Raw genomic sequence first — 246 nt, 5'->3', positions numbered from 1 at the left:
GCCTCTAGCAGTAGCTCAAACTTGTCATCATCAAGCTGCTCAAGCGTAAAACCATGTCCTGCAATACGGCGTACTTCTAACAGTACGTCAATATCAAGTTCGCCACGGTAATACACTATGCGCTGCTCTTTATTTTTACTCAGCAACACTCCGGCTCGCCGTGCGTATGAAAAAGGCAAACGTTTAACGGGCAGCTCAACTAAGTCGTCACTGGTTAATAGCTCGTCCGGATGATGCGCATTAGGA

1 pseudogene is annotated in these 246 nt (G+C 47.2%); it reads right to left on the bottom strand.

The features are described 5' to 3' along the window. Positions 1–246: pseudogene (locus AAEY78_RS14510) on the bottom strand (hypothetical protein); the annotation flags it as partial.

It is taken from the genome of Psychrobacter sp. 16-MNA-CIBAN-0192 (genome assembly GCF_040309565.1).
In the GTDB taxonomy this organism is placed as follows: domain Bacteria; phylum Pseudomonadota; class Gammaproteobacteria; order Pseudomonadales; family Moraxellaceae; genus Psychrobacter.
The sequence above is the reverse complement of the archived record's forward strand: the minus strand, read 5'-3'. Positions and strand labels throughout refer to the sequence as shown.